Below are 19,629 nucleotides of genomic sequence, written 5' to 3'. Positions count from 1 at the left end.
AGCCCGCAGGCGAAAACCGTGCGCGAGAGAGGCCGTATGACGACGATCCGACTCCATAACACCAAGTCCCGCAAGAAAGAGGACTTCGTACCGATCGACCCGCAGAATGTGCGCATGTACGTCTGTGGCCCGACGGTTTACGACCGCGCCCACCTCGGCAACGCGCGTCCCGTGCTGGTGTTCGATATTCTCTACCGCCTGCTGCGCCACGTTTATGGCGAGAACTCCGTGACTTACGTGCGGAACTTCACGGACGTCGATGACAAGATCAACGCCCGCGCTGCCGCTACGGGCCGTCCGATCCGCGACATCACTGATGAAACAATCGGCTGGTATCACGACGATATGGACAGCCTCGGCGCGATGCGTCCCGATCAGGAGCCGCGCGCGACCGAGTGGATCGGCGCGATGATCACCATGATCGAGGAGCTGATTGCCAAGGGCCACGCCTACGAAAAAGAGGGTCATGTCCTGTTCCGCGTGCGGTCCTACGAGAACTACGGCGCGCTGTCGGGCCGCTCGGTCGATGACATGATCGCCGGTGCGCGGGTCGAGGTTGCGCCGTTCAAAGAAGACCCGATGGACTTCGTTCTGTGGAAGCCGTCCGATGTCAAAACGCCGGGCTGGGGGAGCCCGTGGGGCTATGGCCGTCCGGGCTGGCACATCGAGTGCTCCGCCATGTCCTACGAGCTGCTCGGTGCGTCTTTTGACATCCACGGCGGCGGCAACGACCTCCAGTTTCCGCACCACGAAAACGAGATAGCCCAGAGCTGCTGCGCACACCCCGAGGGCGGCTTTGCGAACTACTGGCTTCACAACGAGATGCTTCAGGTCGAGGGCAAGAAGATGTCCAAGTCGCTGGGCAACTTCTTCACCGTCCGCGATCTGCTCGAACAGGGCATCCCCGGTGAGGTCGTGCGTCTCGTGATGCTCGGTACCCACTACGGCAAGCCGATGGACTGGACCGAGAAGAAGCGTGCAGAGGCGGAGCAGACCCTGCGCAACTGGCGCAATCTGACTGCCGATGTGGTCGCTGGCGAGGTCGACCCCGAACTGGTCGACACGCTTGCCGATGATCTGAACACCGCCGGTGCCATCGCGCGTCTGCATGTTCTGGCCAAAGGCGATGCGGCCACGTTCAAAGCCTCCGCTCTGTTCATGGGCTTCCTCACGGACGAACTGGGCGAGTGGGCAGCGGGCGTCGATCTGACCGCCTATGCCGACAAACTTGCCGCGATCCGCGCAGAGGCGATGGAGACCAAGGACTTCAGCGCGGTCGACGCGATGAAGAAAGCGCTGATGGACGCGGGCGTCGAAGTGCGTATGTCCAAGGCAGGCGTTGAACTGTTACCCGGTGCCGGATTTGACGCCGCCAAGTTGGAGGGCCTCTGATGTCCAAGGAAAAGCTGTATCTCTACGACACCACGCTGCGTGATGGTCAACAGACCCAAGGCGTGCAGTTCTCGACCGCTGAAAAGCAGAAGATCGCGACCGCGCTGGACAAGCTTGGCGTCGATTACATCGAAGGCGGCTGGCCTGGTGCGAACCCGACGGATAGCGATTTCTTCAACGCGGTGCCGGACCTGAACACGGCGACCCTCGCCGCCTTTGGCATGACCAAACGGGCAGGGCGCTCGGCTGAAAACGACGACGTTCTGGCTGCCGTAATGAACGCGAACACGCCTGCCGTTTGTCTGGTCGGCAAAACACACGACTTCCACGTCAGCACCGCGCTCGGCATCACGCTCGAAGAAAACACCGAGAATATCCGCGCATCTGTCGCGCATATCGTCAAATCGGGCCGCGAGGCGCTGTTTGATGCGGAGCACTTCTTTGACGGCTACAAGGCCAACGCGCCTTACGCCATCGAGGCGATCAAGGCGGCCTACGACTCCGGTGCGCGCTGGATTGTGCTGTGCGACACCAACGGCGGCACACTGCCCCACGAGGTGCGCGAGATCGTTGGCAAAGTGATCGAAGCGGGCATTCCCGGTGATCACCTCGGCATCCACACCCACGACGACACCGGCCACGCGGTCGCCAACTCGCTGGCCGCCGTCGATGCAGGTGCGCGCCAGATCCAAGGCACGCTGAACGGATTGGGCGAGCGATGCGGGAATGCCAACCTCACCACGATCATCCCGACGCTACTGCTGAAGGAGCCGTACAAATCGGCCCTTGAGACGGGCATCACCGAAGAGGCGCTGGCCGGTATCCGCAAGGTTTCGCGTCTGCTGGACGACGTGCTGAACCGCGTTCCGGCGAAACAGGCGCCTTACGTCGGCGCATCGGCCTTCGCGCATAAGGCGGGTCTGCACGCCTCGGCGATCCTGAAGGACCCGAGCACCTACGAGCATATCGAGCCGAACCTCGTCGGCAACAGCCGCATCATCCCGATGTCCAATCAGGCGGGCCAGTCGAACCTGCGCCGCCGTCTCGCCGACGCGGGCTTTGACGTCGATCCCAAAGATCCCGCGCTGCCGCGTCTGCTGGACGAGATCAAGGAACGCGAGGCGCTCGGCTATTCCTACGACACCGCGCAGGCGTCCTTCGAACTGCTCGCCCGCGAGATGCTGTTCGAGCCGCGCCCGTTCTTCGACGTGGACCGCTACCGTGTGATTTCGGAACGTCGCCGCAATGCGAAGGGCGAGGTCGTGACCGTGTCCGAGGCCGTGGTGTCCGTCTGGATCGGCACGCAGAAGGTCACCAGCTTCTACGAGAACGATCAGGCCGACCGCGAAGAAGACGCCGGTCCCGTAAACGCGCTGTCGAATGCGCTCGCCAAGGACCTCGGCCCTTATCAGGCGCTGATCGAGGACATGGAACTCGTCGACTTCAAGGTGCGCATCACCAACGGCGGCGTCGAGGCTGTGACCCGCGTCATCATCGACTTCGAGGACTCGACGGGCCGCCGTTGGTCCACCGTCGGCGTCAAACAAAACATCATCGACGCGTCCTTCGAGGCGCTGCTCGACGCTGTGAACTGGAAGCTTTTCCGTGACGGAGCCGAAGCCGTATGACGCTGACCGCTTGCGCTGAACTGGTTGAAAAGGGCGATCCGGACCGCTTTCTCGCGGCGATGTCCGCGCCGCCCGAGGCGCGCGAGCGGCTGTTTCCGCTCTACGCCTTCAACCTCGAGATCGCGAAGGCACCGTGGATCACCAAGGAGCCGATGATCGCGCAGATGCGCCTTCAGTGGTGGCAGGACATTGTTGGCGAAGCGGCCGAGGGGGCAGAGCCCCGCGCGCACGAAGTCGCAGGCCCGCTCGCGTCGGTCATCCAGTCGGCCAAGCTGCCGGTGTCGGTTTTCTCGACCATGATCACGGCGCGATACTGGGATTTGAACGGTGATCTGTTCACTTCCGAAGAAGACGTGATCGGCCACATCGATCGCAGCGCAGGCAGCCTGATGGTGCTGACAGCGCTGGCGCTCGGCGCGTCCGAGGACCAAGAGGCCGATATCCGCGAGGCCGCCATCGCTAGCGGGATCGCGAACTGGTTCATGGCCGTGCCTGCGCTCGAAGCAGCTGGCCGCAAGCCTTTTGCCCATGGCACGCTGGCCGAGGTCAAGAACATTGCGGACTACGGGTTGCGGATGCTGGACAAGCAGCAGTCGACCGATTTCGGCTCGGCGACCCCCGCGCTGCGTGCGGGATGGCGCGCGCGGGCGCTGCTCAAAAAGGCAATCGCCGATCCGCAGGCTGTTCCCGAAGGTCGGCTTGATACGTCGGAGTTCCGGCGCAAGGGCAGCCTCATGCTCAAGGCTGCCGCTGGCCGCTGGTAATTAGCTTTTCGGCTTGAACGTCAGCCAGATCAGTGCGCCGCCTGCGAGCGTCAGGAACGGCACCATGGCGAGGTTGACGGCAGTCCAGCCGTCAATCGCCGCGCCGCCCGAACAGTTCATCAGACCGCCCGATGCGACAGACGCGACCGTCACGCCGCCAAACACCAGCAGGTCGTTGAGGCCCTGAATGATGCCGCGTTCCTGCGGGGCGTGCGAACTGGCGAGCAGCGTGGTCGCGCCGATAAAGCCAAAGTTCCAACCGATGCCCAAGAGGACCAGACCCGCGTAGAAGCTGAAGAGCGACGGCGCAGCAGCTTGGTCCGCCAGCTGAACGCCCGCCAACGCGGCAAAGCCCGCGGCCGCGAGGATGGCCAAGCCGATGCTCATGATGCGGATCACGCCAAAACGGGCGATCAGGTGGCCGGTAAAGAACGACGGGCCGAACATCGCAAGCACGTGGGCCGTCACGATGTTATTTGCCTGCTCGGTGCCATAGCCGCAGCCAACGACCGCGAGCGGCGTGGAGGTCATCACGAGGTTCATCAGCGCGTAGCTCACCATACCGACGATGATCGCGACGATGATGGCCTGATCGCGCAGCATTTCCTTGCGGGAGCGGGGCGCGGGCAGGGCAGCGACGCTTTCGGGCGCGCGGCGGTTGCCTTTGGGCAGGTCGAGGCCCATGAAGAGGAACAGGCCGAACAGGTTAATCCCGATGATAATCAGATAGCTGGCGAGGAACGGAATGTAGCTCATCGTGCCGCTGGCGAAGTTATTGAGCTGCGGCCCGACAATCGCGGACACGAGGCCGCCAGCCATCACGTACGAAATCGCCTTGGGTTTGAAGTCGTCCGAGGCGGTGTCCGTCGCGGCGAAGCGGAAGAAACCCTGCGAGGACTGGTAGATACCCGTGAGGTACGACCCGATCAGAAAGATGACGAAATTGCCGAGGTAGAGCCCCGCCGCCGAAATCATCGCGCCGATCATGCCTGCCGAAGCGCCGAGCATAAAGCCCGACTGACGCCCGTATTTCTGCATGAACGGCGACAGCCACGGCGCGGTGGTCATGGACCCGAACACGATCATCGAAATCGGAAGCGTTGCAAAGCACGCGTTAGAGGCAAGCTGCTTGCCCGCAAGACCGCCGATCGCGAAAATCATCGGCATCTGGGCGCCCAGCAGCGCTTGGGCAATGACCAGCACGGTCACATTGCGCTTGGCGCGCGCGTCATTCGTTAAAACAGAGTCGGTCATCGTTACCTCGAAATATAGCCCGACCTTCTTAAGCCTTTATGAACGTGGATCAATGAGGTGCGCAAAAGACCCGTATGTGCGCCCTTGCCGCAGCCCCATCGGCGGCAGCACGTTGCCCTCGGCGTCCTTGGCGGTAAAGAGCGGCTCGCCATCGGCCCTTAGCGTGGTGGCGTAGTGGAATTCGTGCGCGGCCCATTGGCCGGTGAACGGGCCGTGGTCTGCGTGCACGTCACGGTAACCGAGGTGGAGTTTGCGCTTGGCGAACGACGTCTCAAGGCGCAGAAGGCCCGCCATCTCGTGACGTGTTCCGTTGGCATCGGTAAGGCCATCGCCCAGCACCATATAGCCACCACATTCACCATATAGATCAGTGGTTTCGGCGGCACTCTTGAGGCGTTGGACGAAGCCCGTCAGCTGTCCGGCATAGAGCTCCGGATAACCTCCCGGAAGGTAGATCAGATCCGCCTCCGGGATCGGCTCATCGGCCAGCGGCGAGAACAAACGCACCTCGGCGCCCGCGCTTTGCCAGTCCTGCAAGAGGTGCGGATAGCTGAACGCGAAAGCGCGGTCGCGGGCGACGGCGATGGTCTGGGCAGGCGGCTGGGCGGGGGTGCGGGTCGCCGTGGGTAGCGGCTCGGCAAGTGCGGTCAGCGCATCAAGATCAACCGACCCCGCGATATGATCGGCAGCAAGGTCGAGGAACGCTTCGAGATCGGTGCGCTCTTCGGCTTGCACCAGTCCCAGATGGCGCGAAGGGGTCACGATCCCCGTCTGCCGCATAACGGCGCCGAGGACGGAAATGCCCATCGGCTCCAGCGCGCGGCGGAGCATGGTTTCGTGGCGCGGGCTGCCGACCTTGTTCAGGATGACGCCGCCGATACGGACGTCGGGCGCGAAGCCCGCGAAACCAGCGACGAGCGGCGCAATCGAGCCCGCCATGCTTGCCGCATCGACGATCAGGACGACAGGCAGGCCGAGGTGCCGCGCCAGATCCGCCGTTGCGCCGCAACCATCGGGCGGAGCGCCGTCGAACAGGCCCATCGCGCCTTCGATCAACATCAGATCATCGCCCCACGCGAGGCCCTTGATCCGCTCCGGCGTCATGGCCCAAGCGTCGAGGTTCAGGCACGGCTGGCCCGTGGCGGCCTCGTGAAAGCGGGGGTCGATATAGTCGGGGCCGGATTTGCCGCTGCGCACGGCAATGCCCTTGCGCGCCAAGGCCCGCAGGATGCCGAGTGTGATCGTGGTTTTGCCCGAACCGGAGGCCGGAGCCGCGAGGATCAGACCTGCGGTCATGCGCTTTCGGCAGGCTTGCCGCGGCCCAGCGGGTCGAGGTTGCGCGGCGCTTCACCGTTGGCCATGCCCTGCCAGTCGAGTACCTGACGCATCAGAACCGAACGGCCGACGCAGATGATTGCGGGCGGCTCTAGACCGGCGGCGGCGATATCGGCTTCGATCGTGCCGAGCGTTGTCTCAAGCACCTGCTGGTTCTTGGTCGTGGCATTCGTCACCACGGCGACGGGTTCGCTCGCGGGGCGGCCCGCATTGCGCAGCGACTCGGTGATCTGCGCGATGTGCTTCATGCCCATGTAGATCACGAGCACCTGCGAGCCTTTGCTGATCGCTTCCCAATCGAGCGATTGCGGCGTGTTGCCGGACTGGTCGTGGCCCGTGACGAACGTCACCGACTGGTTCACGTCGCGGTGGGTGACGGGCACGCCCGCGTAGGCCAGACCGCCGATGCCAGCGGAAATTCCGGGGATGATGCGCACGGGTACGCCGTGCTGCACGAGCGTCTGCGCTTCCTCACCGCCGCGACCGAAAACGAACGGATCGCCGCCCTTGAGGCGCAGAACGCGCTTGCCCTCTTTGGCGAGGTCGACGAGGCGTAGGGAAATGTCGCGCTGCTTAGCCGACGGCTTGCCGCCGCGCTTGCCTGCGTAGACATGCTCGGCCTGCGGTGCCCAGCTCAGGATCGCTTCGTCCACCAGCGCGTCGTAGATCACCACGTCTGCCTGACGCAGCGCGTTGACGGCATGGAGCGTCAACAGACCCGGATCACCCGGACCAGCGCCGCAAAGCCATACCCAACCGGGTTTCATTTCGGGCCAGTCGTGGCCGGGAAGTTTGAGCGATTCATCCATGCCGTGCTTATGCCCCGACTGATCGGTTTGGAAAAGTCGACAAACGACGCAATTCGCCGGATTGGCGGCGGCTCGCACAATGCATATAGTCCGCCTCATGACGCGTAAACCCGATGGACCGTTACGCCGTGGCTGGACCACTGGCGCCTGTGCAACCGCCGCCACCAAGGCGGCGTTGATGCGTTTGTGGGGTGGCGAATGGCCCTCCAGCGTCGGGATTACGCTGCCGCGTGGAGAGACGCCGGTGTTCGAACTGGCGCATACGGCGGTTGGTGACGGCTGGTCCGAAGCGGGCATCATCAAGGACGCTGGCGACGATCCCGACGTGACCCACGGCGCGCTGATCATCGCGCGGGTCGAGGCGTCCTCGGGCGGTGTTCGGTTCAAAGGCGGGCAGGGCGTCGGCACCGTGACCAAGGCCGGTCTGCCCATCGGCGTTGGCGAGCCCGCGATCAACCCAGTTCCCCGCGCCATGATGGACGAGATCGTCGCAGAGATGGCCAGCGAGTATGGCCAAGCGCCCGATATCACGATCACCGTGTCCGTGCCGAAGGGCGAAGAACTGGCGAAGAAGACCTGGAACCCGCGTCTTGGGATTGTCGGCGGGATTTCGATCCTCGGGACGACCGGTGTGGTGCGTCCGTTCTCCTGCGCCGCGTGGATCTCGTCGATCCATCGCGGGGTCGATGTGGCGGTGGCGAACGGCATTCCGCATGTGGCGGGCTGCACGGGTGCTACTTCGGAAAAGGTGGTTCAGGGGCTCCATGATCTGCCAGAATTCGCGATGCTCGATATGGGCGATTTTGCGGGCGGGATGCTGAAATACCTCAAGAAATACGACGTGCCGCGCCTCACCATCGGCGGCGGCATCGGTAAGCTGGCTAAACTGGCGCAGGGGGCGGTCGATCTGCATTCTGGCCGCTCTCAAGTGAATTTCGACACGCTGGCGGAGTGGATGGGCGACGACCGTCTCCGTACTGCGAACACCACGCTCGAAGCCTACCAGCTCGCGGGCGCGCCGCTTGCGCAGACCATCGCGGACAAAGCGCGGGAGCAGGCTGCGCAAATGCTCGGCGATGCGCCTACCGTCGTCGATATCGTCGTGATAGACCGCGCGGGAAATATCCTAGCGCGGAGCAATCCATGATCCTGCTGTTGGCCGGAACGACCGAGGCCAGAAAACTGTCGTGGCTGCTGAATGACTACGGGCTGGAGGCGCTGGCCTCGCTCGCTGGCGAAACGGCGGAGCCTGAGAAACTCGGCATTCCGACGCGGGTGGGGGGCTTTGGCGGCGCGATGGCGTTTCGCGCCTTCCTCGACGACAATAATGTGAGCGCCGTGGTCGACGCCACGCATCCGTTTGCCGTCAGCATCACGCGCCGCACCGCCCGCATTTGCGAGGAAAAGGGCGTTCCCTATATGCAGCTCGAACGTCCCATGTGGGAGCCGGAGCCCGACGACGAATGGTGGTTCGTTGACGATCTGGCCGAGGCGGGAAAGCACATTCCCGAAGGCGCGAAGGTTTTTGCCGCCGTGGGCCGCAAGGCTGCCGAGGAGCTCGACCTGCCGAACCGCGAGCTTTACGTGCGCACCGTCGATCCGCAGGAAGACACCGAGAACATCAAGTTCATCACAGGCCGTCCGCCATTCTCGCAGGCCGAGGAAGTCGAGCTGTTCAAGTCGCTCGGCATTGACTGGATCATCGCCAAGAACTCCGGCGGGGCGACCGATGGCAAACTGCTCGCCGCGCGCGAATTGCACCTGCCTGTCCTGATGCAGAGCCGTCCCAAGGCCCCCGTGACCCAGTGCCGCGAGAGGGTGCAGGACGTGCTCGATTGGCTGCTCGACTTGTGAGGCTGATCGAGACCGATAACTGCGTCCTCGAAGGCGTCGAATGGTTGGCAAAGGCCGAGCCGCGCTTTGCCTATGCATACGAACAAACCGGCCCACTACCGCTCCGCCGCCGTCCCGACGGGTTCGACCGTCTGCTTTCGGCCATCGTCAGCCAGCAGGTCAGCGTCGCGTCGGCCACCGCGATCTGGAACAAGCTCGAAGCGGCGGGGATGACCTCGCCCGAGTTGATCATCCGGACCAGCGACGACGATCTGCGCGCGCTGGGTCTGTCGCGGCAGAAAGCCCGTTACGCTCGCGCGCTGGCCGAGGCCGACATCGACTACATCGCCCTGCGCGATATGCCGACGGACGATGTGGTGAAAACACTCGTTGCTGTGCCTGGCATCGGCATCTGGACGGCAGAGATTTACGCCATGTTCGCGCTCGGTCATTCGGACGTGCTGCCCGCGGGCGATCTGGCGCTTCAGGAAGCTGCCCGTATTTTGTTCGAACACGACGAACGGCCCAAGGAAAAAGCGTTCCGTACCATGGGCGACGCTTGGGCACCGTGGAGATCCGTTGCGGCGCGGCTTCTGTGGGCTTACTACGCTGTAGCAAAAGACAGGGAAGGTATCCGATGACACGCGCACTTCAGGCAGACAAACGCGACCCGCTTTCGGGCGAACTCCGCTCCGCAGTGGTGTTCCTGCACGGCTATGGCGCCAATGGCGCCGACCTTCTGGGTCTGGCCGATCCGCTGGCCGAGCACATGCCCGACACCATGTTCATCGCGCCCGATGCGCCTGAAAACTGCAACGGCGCGCCCTTCGGTTTCCAGTGGTTCCCGATCCCGTGGATCGACGGCTCCAGCGAAGAGGAATCGCGCGAAGGTCTCTACCGCGCCGCTGGCGATCTCAACGCTTTCCTTGATGGCATCATGGTCGACTACGATCTGCTGCCCGAGCAGGTCATGCTTTTCGGTTTCAGCCAAGGCACGATGATGTCGCTGCACGTGGCTCCGCGCCGCGAAGACGCCGTTGCCGGTATCGTCGCGTTTTCTGGCCGTCTGCTGGAGCCTGAACTGCTGGAGGATGAAGTCCAGTGCAAGCCGCCGGTTCTGCTGGTTCACGGCGATATGGATGACGTTGTTCCGCCGCAATCGCTGCCCGAAGCCGCCGAAGCGCTGCAAAAGGCCGGTTGGAAAGAGGTCTACGCCCACATCATGAAGGGCACCGCCCACGGCATCGCGCCGGACGGTCTTCAGGTGGCGCTGGCCTTCATGCGCGAGCGCCTCGGCTACTAGCTGCCGCCAATTTCAGCAGTCATCGCGGTGTGACGTCATATAGGCGTCACGTTGCCGTTTTATCCGTTCGGTCAGCGCGGCTCTGCATCTTGTAGCCCTTGTCAGGGTGTCCACGAGATATATAGTCGACCTATGGCCGGAGCGGGTGCTCCCGCTCTGGTGCTATCTAGCAGTCAGGGCAGGGGAGATTTGGTCCCATGGACGGTGATTTCAGGACAAACTTTGTCAGAGAAGGCTCGGGGCGAACGCACCCTGCGCTGGTTCTGAACGCGGATTTCAGGCCGCTTTCATATTATCCGCTGTCAATTTGGCCTTGGCAGGAAGCCGTCAAAGCCGTCTGGCTGGACCGCGTGGATGTCGTCGCCACCTACGACGAGATGGTCCACAGTCCCTCGACCGAGTTCCTCATACCCTCGGTTGTCGTCCTCAAAGATTATGTAGCTCCTCAAAAGCGCGTGGCCTTCACGCGCTTTAATCTTTTTCTGAGGGACGGTTTCTGCTGCCAGTATTGCGGATCGCGGGGTGATCTGACCTTCGATCACGTTGTACCCCGTGCCCGCGGCGGCATTACAAGCTGGGAAAACGTGGTGGCTGCCTGTTCTCCGTGCAATCTGCGTAAAGGGTCGAAAAGCCTGCGCCAGTCGGCTCTGACTTTGCGAAAACCACCCCGTCAGCCTACCGCAGAGCAACTTCGGCAGGTGGGACGGAAATTTCAGCCAAGCCACGTGCACCATACGTGGATGGACTACCTCTATTGGGACGCAGAGCTGGAAGCCTGATTATCAAATTCGCTTTAATAATCCGGCTGCTGCGCTAGACTTTCTCCTGCTGTCATAATAGGAAACAGTCGTTAGCGCTAACGAGCGCATATGACCAACAGCGGAGAACTTCTATGGTTTCGCGAGTCATTCCGGTCGATGCTTTCGACCTCGTAATTTTTGGCGGCACAGGCGATCTTGCCCGCCGCAAGATCCTCCCCGGCTTGTTCCGCCGTTTCCTCTCCGGTCAGATGACCGAAGATTCGCGCATTATCGGTGCCGCACGTTCGGACATGGATGCCGATGGCTTCCGCCAGTTGGTACGTGACGCGATTGCCGAATTCGGCGGCGCGGAATCGAAAGAAGCCGAAGCGATCGACAAATTCGCAGCGCGCCTCGACTATGTGTCGATCGACGCGAAAGGCGAGGGCGGCTGGGCCGATCTGGCCGGCAAGGTCCGGGACGGCGTCGTCAAAGCCTTCTATTTCTCGGTCGCGCCGAGCCTCTTCGGTGATCTGGCAGAGCGTCTTCACCTCCACCACATCGCCGACGCCGAGTCGCGCATCGTGGTTGAAAAGCCGTTCGGCCGTGACCTCGAAAGCGCCCGTGCACTGAACCAGTCGCTGGCAGAGCACTTCCAGGAATCGCAGATTTACCGCATCGACCACTATCTGGGCAAAGAGACCGTCCAGAACCTGATGGCGATCCGCTTCGGCAACGTTCTGTTCGAGCCGCTGTGGAACAACCACTACGTCGACCACATCCAGATCACCGTTGCCGAAACCGTCGGCGTTGGCGGTCGCGGGTCGTACTATGACAAGTCGGGCGCAATGCGCGACATGGTCCAGAACCACCTGATGCAGCTCCTCTGCCTCATCGCGATGGAGCCGCCGAACAAGTTCGAGGCCGACGAGGTCCGCACCGAAAAGCTGAAGGTCATCCGTGCCCTCCAGCCGGTCGATCACCATCACATCGTGCGCGGCCAGTACGACAAGGACGGCGACGAAGCGTCCTACCGCGAAGACGCGGAAAACCCGCGTTCCTTCACCGAAAGCTTTGTCGCGATGAAGGTCGGCATCGACAACTGGCGTTGGGCCGGCGTGCCGTTCTACATGCGCACCGGTAAGAAGCTGAAGGCGCGCGCCTCGGAAATCGCCGTCGTGTTCAAAGACCTCGGCCACTCGATCTTCGAAGGCGACGAAGCCCGCCACCGCAACATCCTCGCGATCCGTCTGCAGCCGAACGAAGGCATCGACCTTCAGGTCACGATCAAGGAACCGGGTCCGGGCGGTATGCGCCTGATCGACGTTCCGCTCGACATGACCTTCTCGGAAGCTCTCCAGCTTGAGGCCGACGACGCGCCGGACGCTTACGAGCGCCTGATTATGGACGTGATCCGTGGCAACCAGACGCTGTTCATGCGCGGTGACGAAGTCGAGGCCGCTTGGGCTTGGACCGATCCGATCATCAACGGCTGGGAAGCCCGTAACGATGTGCCGAAACTCTACGACCAAGGTTCGGCTGGGCCGGACGATGCGCTGATGCTTATGCATCGCGACGGTCGTCGTTGGCGTGACATCAAAGGCTAAGAAAACAAAGCAGGCGGGGACTTCCCCGCCTCTCTGCTCCTAAACGCAGGAAAAGACTATGGAACTAATCGAATACGCAGACGTCGACATGCTGATGATCCAGCTCGCGAACAAGATCGCGGGCCAGCTTCGTGAAAGCCTGCAATCCGAAGACTTCGCGACGCTCGCCGTGCCGGGTGGCACCACCCCCGGCCCGATGTTCGACTCGCTCTGCGCCGCCGAACTGGACTGGTCGCGTGTGAAGGTCATGCTGACCGACGAACGCTGGGTTCCCGAAACCTCGGACCGTTCGAACACCCGCCTCATCAAAGAGCGCCTGCTGACCGACCGCGCTGCTGCGGCGACCTACCTTCCGCTGTTTGCCGAAGGTGGCACCGCCGAAGAAAAGCTGCCCGAAGTCGCTGGCCCGATCGAAGAGAACCTGCCGCTGTCCGTCTGCCTTCTGGGCATGGGCGCCGACATGCACACCGCTTCGATCTTCCCCGGTGCCGACCGTCTGAATGACGCGCTGACCGGCACCGACACCCTTTATCCGATGCGTGCACCTGGCGCGCCGGAACCCCGTATTACGCTGTCGGCTCACGTGCTGAACAACGCGATGCGCCGTCACATCCTCATCATCGGGCAGGAAAAGCGCGAGGCGCTGGAGAAAGCCCGTCACCTTTCCCCGCAAGAGGCACCCGTGGCCTCGATCCTCCAGGGGACAACCGTTCATTGGGCAGATAAATGACCATTTTTGACGCACTGAAAGCGCATCAGGCGACCGTTGCGGATCGCCGGATCGAAACCATGCTGGACGCAGGCCGTGCCAAGGATTTTTCGGCTTCGGCAGGCGAGTTGCTATTTGACTACTCCAAGACCAACATCGACGGCGAAGGCCGCGCGCTGCTGATCGACCTGCTGGACCAGACCGGCGTTGCCGCCAAGCGTGACGCGATGTTCTCGGGCGAGAAGATCAACGAAACCGAAGGCCGCGCCGTTCTGCATACTGCGCTGCGCAACATCGACGGCAAGCCCGTCGTGGTAGACGGCGAAGACGTGATGCCGGGCGTTCTGGAAACGCTGGCCCGCATGGAAAAGTTCGCGACCGAAGTCCGCGACGGTATCTTCGAAGGCCAAGGCGGCAAGATCACCGACGTCATCAACATCGGCATCGGCGGTTCCGACCTCGGTCCGGCAATGGGCTACCTCGCGCTGGCGCCGTACGCTGACGGCCCGCGCTGCCACTTCGTCTCGAACGTCGATCCCGCCGACATTTTCCAGACGATGGAAAAGTGCGATCCGGCAACGACCCTCGTGATCGTTGCGTCGAAAACCTTTACCACCATCGAAACCATGACCAACGCCCGTACCGCTAAAGAGTGGATGAGCGAGCAGGTCACCGACGCCTCGGCCCAGTTTGCTGCGCTGTCGACCGCGATGGACAAGACCGCCGCCTTCGGCATCCCCGCCAACCGCGTTTTCGGTTTCGAAGACTGGGTCGGTGGCCGCTACTCCATGTGGGGCCCGATCGGTCTGTCCCTGATGATCGCTGTCGGCCCGCAGAACTTCCGCGAGTTCCTTCGCGGCGGTCAGGAGATGGACAAGCATTTCTGCACCACCGAATGGTCGCAGAACGTCCCCGCGATGCTGGCTCTGGTCGGTCTGTGGCACAACCAGGTCTGCGGTCACGCGACCCGCGCCGTGCTGCCGTACGACAACAACCTTGCGCGCCTTCCGGCTTACCTCCAGCAGCTGGAGATGGAGTCGAACGGCAAGGGCGTCAGCATGGACGGCGAAGACCTCGCGTTCAACAGTGGTCCGGTCGTCTGGGGTGAACCCGGCACCAACGGTCAGCACGCGTTCTACCAGCTCATCCACCAAGGCACCCGCGTGATCCCGTGCGAATTCCTCGTCGCCGCCAAGGGCCACGAGCCGGAACTGCACTATCAGCACCAGCTGCTCGTCGCGAACTGCCTTGCGCAGTCCGAAGCGCTGATGAAAGGCCGTTCGCTGGACGAAGCCCGCGGTAAGGTCGCCGACAAGTTCGAAGGCGCTGAGCTGGAACGTCAGGCCAAGCACCGTGTCTTCGTCGGCAACCGTCCGTCGGTCACGCTGGCTTATCCGCAGCTGACGCCGTTCATGCTCGGCCAGATCATCGCGCTGTACGAGCACCGCGTGTTCGTCGAAGGCGTGGTGCTGGGCATCAACTCCTACGACCAGTGGGGCGTTGAGCTGGGCAAAGAGCTGGCTACTGCGCTGCAGCCGGTTGTCGAGGGCAAGGAAGACGCTGCAGGCAAGGACGGTTCGACCGCCGCGCTGGTCAGCTTCCTGCGTGGCAACGGCCTCTGATTTCACACCATAGAACGCAAAAAGGGCCGCCCGATGGGGCGGCCCTTTCTGTTTGTATCTCTGGGAGATTACATTACGGGGGTCATGACGTTGTCGATGACGTGGATGACGCCGTTCGACTGCTTGACGTCAGCGATGGTGATGGTGGCCATAGTGCCGTTTTCGTCAGTCAGGGTCACAACGCCGTCGTCATAAGCAGCGTCGAGGACACAGCCGCCGAGGGTCGGAACTTCGTGCATGCCGCCATCATCGGCGATCATGCCGCGCAGGGCGTCCGACATGACTGCTTTGTCGACAACGTGGCAGGTCAGAACGTGGACCAGCATGTCTTTGTTTTCCGGCATCAGCAGCGATTCAACGGTGCCTTCCGGCAGGCGGTCGAATGCAGCGTTGGTCGGAGCGAATACGGTGAACGGGCCTTCGCCCATCAGCGTTTCGGCAAGGCCGGCGGCCTGAACCGCAGCAACGAGCGTGGTGTGATCTTCGGAGTTAAGAGCGTTTTCGACAATGTTCTTGTCTTCATACATGGCAGCGCCGCCAACCATCGGGTTGTCAGCAAGGGCAGCAACCGGTGCGGTAAGAGTAGCGATCGAAAGGGCGGCAATAGTAGCAAATTTATTCATTTTGTAACCTCATGGGTTTGCGTTGGTAGTGCTAAGGTTTACGGGGCTGGCTCGCAGTTGGATCTCCGAAAAAGGTCACGAAATCCAAACGTTAACGTGAGCAATTGGGCTGCAACTATTTCTGAAGAGGTGCGTACGTGCGTGGGATTTTCGGGGGTGATGGGGTCGAAAAACGGATCAAAACGGCCCGAAACTTTTTTCAGATAAAAGATGATCCGGAGCGATTTTTTTGAAATCCGGAATGATCCGGCGGAAAATCTGGGTCTCGGAATGCAAAAAGGGGCGCCCGAGAGCGCCCCTTCCATCCGAATTTTGGGATTTTAGCCGCGGCGACGACGCCGACCGCCGCCACCATCGCCTTGGTTCTTTTGATTGTAGTCCACCACAGGCAGCGTCACGATGCCCGACAGGTTCGGGAAGGTATCCGTTGCGTGCGGGATCGCGTTCGCGTTGACGAAGTGCTCTTGGAACTTCGGTTCGATCGCGGTTTCGACCTTGGTGATCTGATGAACGATCTTTTCGATGTCCGAACGGGCGGCGATGTTCGACAGCGCGATACGCGCACCAGTGCCTGCGGCGTTCCCTGCGGACTGGACCTTCTCAAGCGGAACGTCGGGGATCATGCCCAGCACCATCGCGTGCTTGGCGCTGATGTGCGCACCGAACGCGCCAGCCAGAACCACGCGGTCCACGGTGTCGACGTTCATCTCGTCCATCAGGAGGCGCGCGCCCGCGTAGAGGGCCGATTTCGCAAGCTGGATGGCGCGGATGTCGCCTTGGGTCACGGTGATGCGGGGCCCGCCGTTTTCGGTGCCGTAATAGATGACGTACTCGTGGGTGCGGCCCGTGGGTTCGCAGCGCGGCGTGCCTGTCATCTCGGCCGAGCCGATCAGGCCCGACGGATCAAGGATACCTGCCATACGCATTTCGGCGACAGCTTCGATAATGCCCGAGCCGCAGATGCCCGAGATGCCAGTGCCTTTGGTCGCCTCGGCAAAGCCTTCGTCGTCCGACCAGAGGTCCGAACCGATGACGCGGAAGCGGGGTTCCTTGGTGACAGGGTCGATCTCGATACGTTCGATCGCACCCGGAGCGGCACGTTGGCCGCTGGAAATCTGCGCACCTTCGAACGCAGGACCGGTAGGCGAGGAACACGCCAGCACGCGGGTCTTGTTGCCCAGCAGCAATTCGGCGTTGGTGCCCACATCCACGATCAGCACGAGGTCGTCGGACTTGCCAGGCTCTTCGGAGAGGGCAACGGCAGCACAGTCGGCACCGACGTGACCCGCGATACACGGCAGGATGTATATCTGCGCGGCAGCGTTCATCGCGCCGAGCCCAAGCTCGGTCGAGGTCAGCGACATCGCATCCGACGTCGCCAGCGCGAACGGGGCCTGACCCAGTTCCACCGGATCGAGGCCGATCAGCAGGTGGTGCATCACAGGGTTACAGACGAACACGGCTTCGAGGATGCGGGCAGGGTCGATGTCCGCTTCCAGTGCGATGTCCTTGGTCAGCTGGTCGATGGCTTCGCGCACCGCGCGGGTCATCTCCTGATCGCCGCCCTTGTTCATCATCGCATAGGATACGCGGGACATGAGGTCTTCGCCAAAGCGGATCTGCGGGTTCATGATACCGGCAGATGCCGCAACGAGACCCGTGCGCAGGTCGCACAGGTGCGCGGCAACTGTGGTCGAGCCAAGGTCGATGGCAAGGCCGTAGACGGGCGTCTCGTCGAAACCGGGGTAGATGTCGACGAGCGTGTGATCTTTGCTGTGGTGGTCCTTGTGCAGCGCGACGGTGGCTTTCCAGCCGCCCTTGCGCAGAACGGGCTGGAGCTTGCGCATCACGGACAGCGGGGCCACGACGCCCTCGATCTGCCACTGGTCCTTCAGCGCGGCGCAGAGGCGCTCCAGATCGCCCGAAGGCTCGTGCATGTCGGGTTCCTGCACCTCGACGTAGTAGAGCTTCGTTGCGGGGTCCATGACGATATCGCGCTGGGTCGCGGCCTTGCGGACGACCTGACGGTGGACCTGGCTCTCGGCCGGAACGTCGATGACGATGTCCGACTGGACGGTCGCCTGACACCCCAGACGGCGGCCCTTGGTCAGGCCGCGCACGCGGTCGTAACGCTCCTCGACCGCGTTCCATTCGGAGAGCGCGTCATCGGCGACATGAACGCCGTGTTTGGGGAATTCGCCGTAGGAGGGCGTGATCTGGCATTTGGAACAAATGCCGCGTCCGCCGCAGACGCTATCAAGGTCCACGCCAAGCTGGCGCGCAGCAGTCAGGACGGGAGTGCCAACGGGAAAACGCCCCCGTTTGCCGGAGGGCGTGAAGATCACAAGGGGATCGGTCGTCATCGGGGTATACCTGTTCGTTTGACCTTGGATAACGCGAAGCGCGGTAGCACAAGTAGCGTCTTACCGTCATCTTTTGAACGGTATGCGGCATTGCACAAAGTATAGGTCGGATTTGGCCTTTCCCCTCGGGCAGTTCCATGCGATAGGGACGCGCCAAACGAAGCAATCCACGGAGACGCAGATGGAGATTCGCGAGGCCCTCACCTTTGATGACGTTCTTCTTGTGCCGGCGGCGTCGTCGGTCCTTCCTGCGACCGCGGACACCCGCACGTATGTAACCAGACAGATCGCTCTGAACATTCCGCTCTTGTCCTCGGCCATGGACACCGTCACCGAGGCCCGCATGGCAATCGCCATGGCGCAAGCCGGCGGCATGGGTGTCATCCATAAAAACCTTTCGGTCGAAGAGCAGGCGCGCGAAGTGCGCCGCGTGAAGCGTTTTGAATCGGGCGTTGTCTACAACCCCGTTACGCTCCGCGCCGATCAGACGCTGGCAGATGCCAAGGCGCTGGTCGAACGCTACAACTTCACCGGTTTCCCCGTTGTTGACGAAAAAGACCGCGTGGTCGGCATCGTCACCAACCGCGACATGCGCTTTGCCGAGCGTGACGACGCGCCGGTTTCGACGATGATGACGACCCAAGACCTCGCCATCCTGCGCGAGCCTGTCGACCGCGACGAAGCGATCAGCCTGATGAAGGCCCGCCGCATCGAAAAGCTGCTGGTCACCGACGCCGACGGCGTTCTGACCGGTCTGCTGACGCTCAAGGATACCGAAAAGGCCGTCCTGAACCCGACCGCTTGTAAGGACGAACTCGGCCGCCTGCGCGTGGCTGCTGCCTCGTCCGTTGGCGATGCGGGCTACGAGCGTTCGATGGAACTGATCGACGCTGGCGTTGATATCGTTGTTGTCGACACCGCTCACGGCCACAGCCAGGGCGTGATCGACGCGGTCAAGCGCATCAAGGCCGAGTCCAACGTTCAGGTCGTCGCCGGCAACGTGGCCACCGCCGCTGCAACCGCTGCCCTGATCGACGCCGGCGCCGATGGCGTCAAAGTCGGCATCGGCCCGGGCTCGATCTGCACCACCCGCATGGTCGCAGGCGTTGGCGTTCCGCAGCTGACCGCGATCATGGACTGCGCATCGGCAGCAGGCGACGTGCCTGTCATCGCCGACGGCGGCATCAAGTTCTCGGGCGACTTCTCCAAGGCGATTGCCGCTGGTGCGTCCTGCGCGATGGTCGGTTCGATGATCGCAGGCACCGACGAGTCCCCGGGCGAGGTGATCCTTTATCAGGGCCGTTCGTTCAAAGCCTATCGCGGCATGGGTTCGCTCGGCGCAATGGCCCGCGGTTCGGCTGACCGTTACTTCCAGAAGGACGCGGCCAACGACAAGCTTGTGCCCGAAGGCATCGAAGGTCAGGTGGCCTATAAGGGTCCGGTTTCGACCGTCCTGCACCAGATGGTTGGCGGCCTTCGCGCGTCGATGGGCTACACCGGCAACGGCACCGTCGCTGACATGCGGAAGAACTGCAACTTTGTCCGCATCACTGGCGCGGGCCTCAAGGAGAGCCACGTCCACGACGTGCAGATCACCCGCGAGAGCCCCAACTACCGCATCGGTTAAAAGGAACAGGGCCCGCTCCG

At 62.4% G+C, this 19,629-nt stretch carries 17 protein-coding genes; 12 read left to right on the top strand and 5 right to left on the bottom strand.

Annotation, left to right across the window (positions count from 1 at the left end):
* Positions 1–36 precede the first annotated feature (36 nt).
* Genes cysS through IF204_RS06280 form a run of 3 tightly spaced genes read left to right on the top strand, consistent with a single transcriptional unit; the run spans position 37 to position 3,784 of the window.
* The gene (cysS, locus tag IF204_RS06290; protein WP_194095513.1) at positions 37–1,392 is read left to right on the top strand and encodes a cysteine--tRNA ligase; all 1,356 of its coding nucleotides are present in this window, start codon (positions 37–39) and stop codon (positions 1,390–1,392) included.
* On the top strand, positions 1,392–3,020 hold the full coding sequence (gene cimA / locus IF204_RS06285; RefSeq protein WP_194095511.1) for a citramalate synthase: 1,629 nt from the start codon (positions 1,392–1,394) through the stop codon (positions 3,018–3,020). Before cysS ends, cimA begins: the two co-directional genes overlap by 1 nt.
* Positions 3,017–3,784: a squalene/phytoene synthase family protein gene (locus IF204_RS06280; RefSeq protein ID WP_194095509.1), complete on the top strand. Its 768-nt coding sequence runs from the start codon at positions 3,017–3,019 to the stop codon at positions 3,782–3,784. Before cimA ends, IF204_RS06280 begins: the two co-directional genes overlap by 4 nt.
* Here IF204_RS06280 and IF204_RS06275 read toward each other — a convergent pair whose 3' ends face one another.
* The 3 genes from IF204_RS06275 to cobA are packed head-to-tail and all read right to left on the bottom strand — an operon-like array spanning position 3,785 to position 7,182.
* Entirely contained in the window at positions 3,785–5,038 is a 1,254-nt protein-coding gene (locus tag IF204_RS06275) for an MFS transporter (RefSeq protein ID WP_194095507.1), read from the bottom strand.
* Between the two features lie 36 nt (positions 5,039–5,074).
* Positions 5,075–6,334 (bottom strand): cobyrinate a,c-diamide synthase, encoded by a 1,260-nt coding sequence (locus IF204_RS06270; protein ID WP_194095505.1) that lies wholly within the window; start codon positions 6,332–6,334, stop codon positions 5,075–5,077.
* Positions 6,331–7,182: a uroporphyrinogen-III C-methyltransferase gene (gene cobA / locus IF204_RS06265; RefSeq protein WP_167638244.1), complete on the bottom strand. Its 852-nt coding sequence runs from the start codon at positions 7,180–7,182 to the stop codon at positions 6,331–6,333. The genes IF204_RS06270 and cobA overlap by 4 nt, the downstream gene beginning before the upstream one ends.
* A gap of 97 nt (positions 7,183–7,279) precedes the next feature.
* Here cobA and IF204_RS06260 point away from each other — a divergent pair, with 97 nt between their 5' ends.
* The 8 genes from IF204_RS06260 to pgi all read left to right on the top strand — a co-directional run bounded on the left by IF204_RS06260 (position 7,280) and on the right by pgi (position 14,996).
* The gene (locus IF204_RS06260; protein ID WP_194095503.1) at positions 7,280–8,329 is read left to right on the top strand and encodes a cobalt-precorrin-5B (C(1))-methyltransferase; all 1,050 of its coding nucleotides are present in this window, start codon (positions 7,280–7,282) and stop codon (positions 8,327–8,329) included.
* Positions 8,326–9,036 carry a precorrin-6A reductase gene (gene cobK / locus IF204_RS06255; protein WP_194095501.1) on the top strand — a complete coding sequence of 237 codons (711 nt, stop codon included), beginning with the start codon at positions 8,326–8,328 and terminating at the stop codon, positions 9,034–9,036. The genes IF204_RS06260 and cobK overlap by 4 nt, the downstream gene beginning before the upstream one ends.
* Positions 9,018–9,656, top strand: coding sequence for a DNA-3-methyladenine glycosylase family protein (locus IF204_RS06250; RefSeq protein ID WP_194095499.1), 639 nt, complete (start codon positions 9,018–9,020; stop codon positions 9,654–9,656). Before cobK ends, IF204_RS06250 begins: the two co-directional genes overlap by 19 nt.
* Complete coding sequence (locus IF204_RS06245) at positions 9,653–10,318, top strand: alpha/beta hydrolase (protein ID WP_167638248.1); 666 nt, start codon at positions 9,653–9,655, stop codon at positions 10,316–10,318. Before IF204_RS06250 ends, IF204_RS06245 begins: the two co-directional genes overlap by 4 nt.
* Positions 10,319–10,515: 197 nt before the next feature.
* Positions 10,516–11,097, top strand: a complete 582-nt coding sequence (locus tag IF204_RS06240; protein ID WP_194095498.1) for an HNH endonuclease — start codon at positions 10,516–10,518, stop codon at positions 11,095–11,097.
* Positions 11,098–11,210: 113 nt separating this feature from the next.
* The gene (gene zwf / locus IF204_RS06235; RefSeq protein WP_194095496.1) at positions 11,211–12,665 is read left to right on the top strand and encodes a glucose-6-phosphate dehydrogenase; all 1,455 of its coding nucleotides are present in this window, start codon (positions 11,211–11,213) and stop codon (positions 12,663–12,665) included.
* Positions 12,666–12,723: 58 nt separating this feature from the next.
* Positions 12,724–13,395, top strand: coding sequence for a 6-phosphogluconolactonase (gene pgl / locus IF204_RS06230; protein WP_194095494.1), 672 nt, complete (start codon positions 12,724–12,726; stop codon positions 13,393–13,395).
* The gene (gene pgi / locus IF204_RS06225) at positions 13,392–14,996 is read left to right on the top strand and encodes a glucose-6-phosphate isomerase (RefSeq protein WP_228069088.1); all 1,605 of its coding nucleotides are present in this window, start codon (positions 13,392–13,394) and stop codon (positions 14,994–14,996) included. The genes pgl and pgi overlap by 4 nt, the downstream gene beginning before the upstream one ends.
* A 68-nt stretch (positions 14,997–15,064) precedes the next feature.
* On the opposite strand, the gene IF204_RS06220 is transcribed toward pgi, so the two are convergent.
* Positions 15,065–15,619, bottom strand: a complete 555-nt coding sequence (locus IF204_RS06220) for a fasciclin domain-containing protein (RefSeq protein WP_194095492.1) — start codon at positions 15,617–15,619, stop codon at positions 15,065–15,067.
* 320 nt (positions 15,620–15,939) lie between these two features.
* Positions 15,940–17,982: an ASKHA domain-containing protein gene (locus IF204_RS06215; RefSeq protein WP_194095490.1), complete on the bottom strand. Its 2,043-nt coding sequence runs from the start codon at positions 17,980–17,982 to the stop codon at positions 15,940–15,942.
* A gap of 181 nt (positions 17,983–18,163) precedes the next feature.
* Between IF204_RS06215 and guaB the strand changes: the two genes are divergently transcribed.
* Positions 18,164–19,609 (top strand): IMP dehydrogenase, encoded by a 1,446-nt coding sequence (gene guaB, locus IF204_RS06210; protein ID WP_194095488.1) that lies wholly within the window; start codon positions 18,164–18,166, stop codon positions 19,607–19,609.
* The last annotated feature ends 20 nt before the right edge of the window (positions 19,610–19,629 follow it).

Source organism: Marivivens aquimaris (assembly GCF_015220045.1).
GTDB classification, from domain to species: Bacteria; Pseudomonadota; Alphaproteobacteria; order Rhodobacterales; family Rhodobacteraceae; genus Marivivens; species Marivivens aquimaris.
This window is presented reverse-complemented; position numbering and strand designations above follow the sequence as displayed.

Excerpts from the sequence above, each read along its gene's own strand:
- cysS (WP_194095513.1), top strand. The coding sequence starts at position 37 with ATGACGACGATCCGACTCCATAACACCAAGTCCCGCAAGAAAGAGGAC.
- cimA (WP_194095511.1), top strand. The coding sequence starts at position 1,392 with ATGTCCAAGGAAAAGCTGTATCTCTACGACACCACGCTGCGTGATGGT.
- IF204_RS06280 (WP_194095509.1), top strand. The coding sequence starts at position 3,017 with ATGACGCTGACCGCTTGCGCTGAACTGGTTGAAAAGGGCGATCCGGAC.
- IF204_RS06275 (WP_194095507.1), bottom strand. The coding sequence starts at position 5,038 with ATGACCGACTCTGTTTTAACGAATGACGCGCGCGCCAAGCGCAATGTG.
- IF204_RS06270 (WP_194095505.1), bottom strand. The coding sequence starts at position 6,334 with ATGACCGCAGGTCTGATCCTCGCGGCTCCGGCCTCCGGTTCGGGCAAA.
- cobA (WP_167638244.1), bottom strand. The coding sequence starts at position 7,182 with ATGGATGAATCGCTCAAACTTCCCGGCCACGACTGGCCCGAAATGAAA.
- IF204_RS06260 (WP_194095503.1), top strand. The coding sequence starts at position 7,280 with ATGACGCGTAAACCCGATGGACCGTTACGCCGTGGCTGGACCACTGGC.
- cobK (WP_194095501.1), top strand. The coding sequence starts at position 8,326 with ATGATCCTGCTGTTGGCCGGAACGACCGAGGCCAGAAAACTGTCGTGG.
- IF204_RS06245 (WP_167638248.1), top strand. The coding sequence starts at position 9,653 with ATGACACGCGCACTTCAGGCAGACAAACGCGACCCGCTTTCGGGCGAA.
- IF204_RS06240 (WP_194095498.1), top strand. The coding sequence starts at position 10,516 with ATGGACGGTGATTTCAGGACAAACTTTGTCAGAGAAGGCTCGGGGCGA.
- zwf (WP_194095496.1), top strand. The coding sequence starts at position 11,211 with ATGGTTTCGCGAGTCATTCCGGTCGATGCTTTCGACCTCGTAATTTTT.
- pgl (WP_194095494.1), top strand. The coding sequence starts at position 12,724 with ATGGAACTAATCGAATACGCAGACGTCGACATGCTGATGATCCAGCTC.
- pgi (WP_228069088.1), top strand. The coding sequence starts at position 13,392 with ATGACCATTTTTGACGCACTGAAAGCGCATCAGGCGACCGTTGCGGAT.
- IF204_RS06220 (WP_194095492.1), bottom strand. The coding sequence starts at position 15,619 with ATGAATAAATTTGCTACTATTGCCGCCCTTTCGATCGCTACTCTTACC.
- IF204_RS06215 (WP_194095490.1), bottom strand. The coding sequence starts at position 17,982 with ATGACGACCGATCCCCTTGTGATCTTCACGCCCTCCGGCAAACGGGGG.
- guaB (WP_194095488.1), top strand. The coding sequence starts at position 18,164 with ATGGAGATTCGCGAGGCCCTCACCTTTGATGACGTTCTTCTTGTGCCG.